This window comes from Mesorhizobium sp. M0848 (assembly GCF_040319805.1).
Taxonomy (GTDB): Bacteria; Pseudomonadota; Alphaproteobacteria; order Rhizobiales; family Rhizobiaceae; genus Mesorhizobium.
Map to the genome: position 1 here is coordinate 1 of NZ_JAMYOM010000059.1, position 5,033 is coordinate 5,033.

Genomic DNA, 5,033 nt, shown 5'->3' on the forward strand with positions numbered 1-5,033 from the left:
GATGAGAACAATCTCGTAGTCGTCATCGAGCAGCCGAACCTGTTCGGGACGCAATAGCGGTGCACCTTGATGTGAATTCTGAATGGTCCAGTCGAACGTTCGCGCCTGGCTGTGGGAAATCGATTTGGCTTCAAACGTGTATTCACCGATGGCCTTGGAAATGTAGTTCGGAGTCTCGTCATCAGCCGTGGCCATGAACACTTGCAGTCCGGTATTGCTGAGAAAATTCTGCTTGCCAGCCTCTCCATAAGCCCCCGTCAGTGCCGAAAGGCTTTGGATGATGAGCATGAAACGCCCCTTGTAGCCCGCGATAGTCGTGATTGCGGTCTCGATCGCTTCCAGCTTACCCAAGTGCTTGAACTCGTCGAGCAGGAAGAGAACCTCGTGCTTTTCATCCCGGCGGGCCAGCGACCGCTGCAGAATTGAAACGATTTGCTGAAAAAACAAGCGTATCAGAGGCGCGATCACCTCAAGGTCGTTCGGACCAACGCAAAGATAGATGCACGTTCTGCGACGGCGAAGATCATAGACCGAAAAGTCCGAGCGACTTGTGGCCGCCTTTACAGCGGGATCCGCCCACAGGTTGAGCCCGCCATCGCCGAGCACGGAAGTGTAGGAGGTTAGGATTTTCGTATCGTTCCCCGCCATGTCGTCGAAGATGCGTTGTGCCTCTTTGTTCTGGGTCTCCATGGCGAGTCGCGCGAAGAGCTTAAACTTCTCCCCCGGCTGGGCGAAGAGGTCATAGACGGCGCCGATTGTTGGCGTGCCCCGCTCGATGCAGGCAAGGATTCCCGCGACAAAGATATCTCGCGCGCCGCTGACGAAACCTTCCGCGCCCTCCCCCTTGGCCGTAATCAGGTTTGCGGCCAAGCGGCGGGCTTCGGTGAATTGCTGCTGTGGAGGCAACGCTATAAGATCCAACAGCGGATTGTAGCAGTTTGTGCGCCGCTCCGAATCCAGCGGCGCGAATTTAAACACGTCGTCACCTGCGGCTTTGCGCGCCCTCGAGGTGAGCTCAAAGAGCTCCCCCTTGACGTCCAGAGCTATCACCGAGCCTTTGAATGTAAGTAGCGTTGGAATGACTATGCCGACGCCCTTGCCAGCGCGGGTCGGTGCAACGATGAGGCTGTGAGGCTGCTCGCCATTGGTCAGGTAGTAGCCAGGCCAGAAAGGGCCACTTGTCTTCCCAAACACCGGCCCTGTCACGCCACGGTATCGTCGCAGATATCCCGTGCGTCGCATTTCATCCACTCGAGCCCAACGAGCCGTCCCGTGGTGTTCGAGCTTGCGGCGCAATACGATCTGCTGAATCAGCAAGACGACCGCGGACGTCGAGAGCACGATAGCCGCGCCCCGATAGAAAACGGGGGTTGCGAAACCCAAATAGAAGGGCGTCTCAAACCAAAAGGCACGGACATCAAACGCCATCAGAGCCTCGCCGCTGCCGCCGTGGCGGAAGGTTGCGTAAAGACTTGCCGCACAGAAGCCCACGGCGAGTGAGCACGCGATGCTAATGGCTATGTTGGGGGGCGTCGTTTTTGTTGAAAGCATTGTTCCATTGCCGGATTAGCCGTAGCTAATGCTGCGCGTGCTTCAGAGACCGAACCGGCGTCGCGCGATGTCGCCGCTCGACAGATCGATGCCGCAGCGGGTGGTGCGATGCTTGCAGCGCATCACCCGGCAGACGTGGTTTTTGAAAGTTACACTAAGCAGGTACGTCAACGGCCAGCGAATTGGAAACGGCAAGGCCGTAAACGGAATTCGGGAGAGAAAGCGTCACTGTACCATGGCCGAGACCTCAACGGCCGGAGCGATCTCTGCTTCTGGTGGCCTCCATTAGGTCCTCTCGGGCGTGATTGAAGGCGTGGTTTATGGACCGCCCGATTTGAGCACCCCGCTGCAGCTGTTCATACGAGGTTTGCGGGCCTACTGTATCACGGACTGCAGCCTCAATACCTGCTATGTGGCCGTCCAGATTCGCACTCCGTTCCTCTGCTGCATGCTGCGGCGGCGGCATGTGCGGCAAGATGTCTTGCATGCCGGGAAAAACTGAGTGAGCTTGGGCCTGTTGGTTTGCGTCTAACTGTTGATACATGTTGAGAATAGCATTGGATGCCATCATCCTGACATTGCCATCCGGATCAGAAGAAGCCAATCCAATGGCCTGATCAAGAATGCGAGATTTGTTTTCGTCAGTAAACTTACTGAAGTGTGGCGCAACGTAATAAGCTCCGAGAGCTTGCGACGGCGGATCCATGTTGCCAATGCGATTAACAATAGCATCTTGCAGCCCTGGCGTTAGGTAATCGCCTAGATTACTGGCCGCTCCGACTTTCTGCAATGCTATGTCATCCGTGCTGTACCCCAATTCGGCTGTTAATGTCGCGGCCAGATCGATGGCTGATCGTCCAAGACGATTGGTCCGCCTTTCAAATCTCGCGAGGTCAGTTTCTGGCCCGGGTTGAGTGCCCCGAACGGCTGTTCGCTCGTGCGTCCCGAGGCCTTTGAAGCCCCCAAGATTTCGCGCTGTATCGCGCGGGTTAGCGGTTACCAGCCGTTCTGCAACATCGCTCAATGGCCCCTCTGGAACGTCACGGAGGCTACTGCTCCCCACGCCTTGAGATGATCTTGCAGCTGCACGTGCCCGTTTGTTATCGCGATCCATTGCTCGCCTCCAAAGTAGTTATTCTACCCAATGAGGTTACCACCAAAGCTTGACCTGCTAAACCGATATGATGTTACAGTTGTAGTATGGCAAAGGGTTCCCAGCTCTGTGGGTCTGCCAAGTGCCCGTCCAAGCCGAAGAAAATACGATGAAGCTGGCATCAAATGCGATGTGAACTGCCCCGGGCATTCCGGTGGCCGTTTCGTTTGAGTCACGCGGCTATGGCTGGTTCATCCAACATGCCGTAGTAGCGTTCCTCGGCTTCGGCCGGCGGGATGTTGCCGATGGGCTCCAGCAGCCAGCGATTGTTGAAGCAGTCGACCCATTCGAGCGTGGCGAACTCGACGGCCTCGAATGAGCGCCAGGGTCCGCGTCGATGGATCACCTCGGCCTTGTAAAGACCGTTGATCGTTTCCGCGAGAGCATTATCGAAAGAGTCGCCGACACTGCCCACTGCGGGTTCGACGCCGGCCTCCGCAAGCGCTCGGTGTATTGAATGCCGAACCCTAGAGAATCAGCCCTCAGAGCCTTTGGTAATAGACCGACCCCTCGCACCTGTTTGGGCTGGGTGTACAAGTCAGGTTTTCATCAGGTTGGACGAGTATGTCTGGCAGCCAGAGCGCGACCACTTCCGTGCCCGCCCGCTCGTCTGGCAGACACACAAAGGAGAAAGACATGCCGTCAGCTACAAGCAGCGCCATCGTTTCCTGCCGCAGATCATCGCCCATCCGGTCTGGCCCTCCTTCAGGTCCCCTTGGCCTGTGTCTCGTCGAGGAAATGGCGCGGGAGCGGGATCGTGGTTTCGTATGAGACAATCCGCCGGTGCGGCAACAAATGCGGTCCGCATACGGAGCCATTACGTCGCGGCACTTGATATTGCAGTGCAGCAAAGGTAGAGGGCCGCCCCTTATCGGAGTGTCGTCCATGGTCCTTACCAATACTGGTAGCGAGGCAGAACCCGTCGAACAGTCGAGCCATCCGGCAATCGAACAGCAAAGCCCCGAGGTGCTGATGCTAGGCGCGCTCGGCGTTGTCTATGGCGATATTGGCACCAGCCCGATCTACGCGTTCCGTGAGGCGCTGGTGGCGTCGTCGGGCGGCAATGTCGCCGAGCGCGGCGATATCCTCGGCGTTTTGTCATTGATCATCTGGTCGCTGACGATCATCGTCACCATCAAGTACATCATGTTCGTGCTGCGCGCCGATAACGGCGGCGAGGGCGGCGTGCTGTCGCTGATGGCGCTGGCGCGCGGCAGTTTCCCCAAGCGCTCGGCGCTGATGCTCGGCATCGGCATCGTCGGGGCATCGCTTTTCTTCGGTGATGCCGTCATCACACCGGCGATATCGGTGCTGTCGGCGGTTGAGGGCATGAATGTCGTCACGCCGACCTTCCAGCCCTATGTCGTGCCGCTGACACTGGTCATTCTTGCCATGGTGTTTGCGGTGCAGCGCTTCGGCACGGGCGGGGTAGGATTGGTGTTCGGCCCGGTGACGGCGGTGTGGTTCCTGGCAATTGGCCTTTCCGGGCTCAACCACATCATCGCCGATCCGGAAATCCTGTGGGCGGTGAGCCCGCACTACATCGTCGCGTTTCTGATCAATTCGCCCGACGTCGCTTTCGTGACCATCGGCGCCATCTTCCTCGCCGTCACCGGCGCCGAAGCACTCTATGCCGATCTCGGCCATTTCGGCCGCAAGCCGATCGTGCTGGCCTGGCTGGCGATCGTGTTTCCCTGCCTGCTGCTCAATTATGCCGGGCAAGGCGCCTTCGTGCTGGCCAAGAATGGCGTCGTCGGCCATCCATTCTTCGAGATGAACGAAGGCTGGACGCTGATCCCGATGGTCGTGCTGGCGACGGCCGCGACTGTCATCGCCAGCCAGGCGGTCATCTCCGGCGCCTTCTCGCTGACCCGGCAGGCGGTGCAGCTCAATATGCTGCCGCGCCTGGAAATCCTGCACACCTCGGAGAAGCAGTCGGGCCAGATCTACATGCCGCGCGTCAATCTGTTGCTGGCGCTGGCGGTGATGCTGCTGGTCGTCGGTTTCGGCGAATCGAGCAAGCTCGCCTCCGCCTATGGCATCTCGGTGACCGGCAACATGCTGGTGACGACGGTGCTGCTGTTCGTCGTCATGACCCGGATCTGGAAATGGCGGCTGTGGGTGGCGGTCGCCATGACGGCGCTGTTCGGCTTCATCGATGTCGGCTTTTTTGCCTCCAACATCGTCAAAGTGTTCGAGGGTGGCTGGGCTTCGCTGGCGGTGGCCTTCACCATTGTGCTGGCTATGTGGACCTGGGTGCGCGGCAGCCGCTATCTGTTCGACAAGACCCGCCGCAACGAAATCCCGCTCGATTTCCTCGCCGGCAATC

General features: G+C 58.6%; 3 protein-coding genes and 1 pseudogene. 1 reads left to right on the top strand and 3 read right to left on the bottom strand.

Annotated elements, in window-relative coordinates:
• The 3 genes and pseudogenes from virD4 to NKH95_RS33055 form a co-directional block, all read right to left on the bottom strand.
• Nucleotides 1–1,551: type IV secretion system ATPase VirD4 (gene virD4 / locus NKH95_RS33045; protein ID WP_352559169.1), on the bottom strand; the 1,551-nt coding region annotated here is incomplete at its 3' end.
• 247 nt (nt 1,552–1,798) lie between these two features.
• A complete protein-coding gene (locus NKH95_RS33050; RefSeq protein WP_245260339.1) occupies nt 1,799–2,575 on the bottom strand; it encodes a hypothetical protein in 777 nt (258 codons plus the stop codon).
• Nucleotides 2,576–2,876: 301 nt separating this feature from the next.
• A pseudogene (locus tag NKH95_RS33055) lies at nt 2,877–3,146 on the bottom strand (integrase core domain-containing protein); the annotation flags it as partial.
• Nucleotides 3,147–3,589: 443 nt separating this feature from the next.
• Here NKH95_RS33055 and NKH95_RS33060 point away from each other — a divergent pair.
• Nucleotides 3,590–5,033: potassium transporter Kup (locus NKH95_RS33060; protein WP_352443279.1), on the top strand; the 1,444-nt coding region annotated here is incomplete at its 3' end.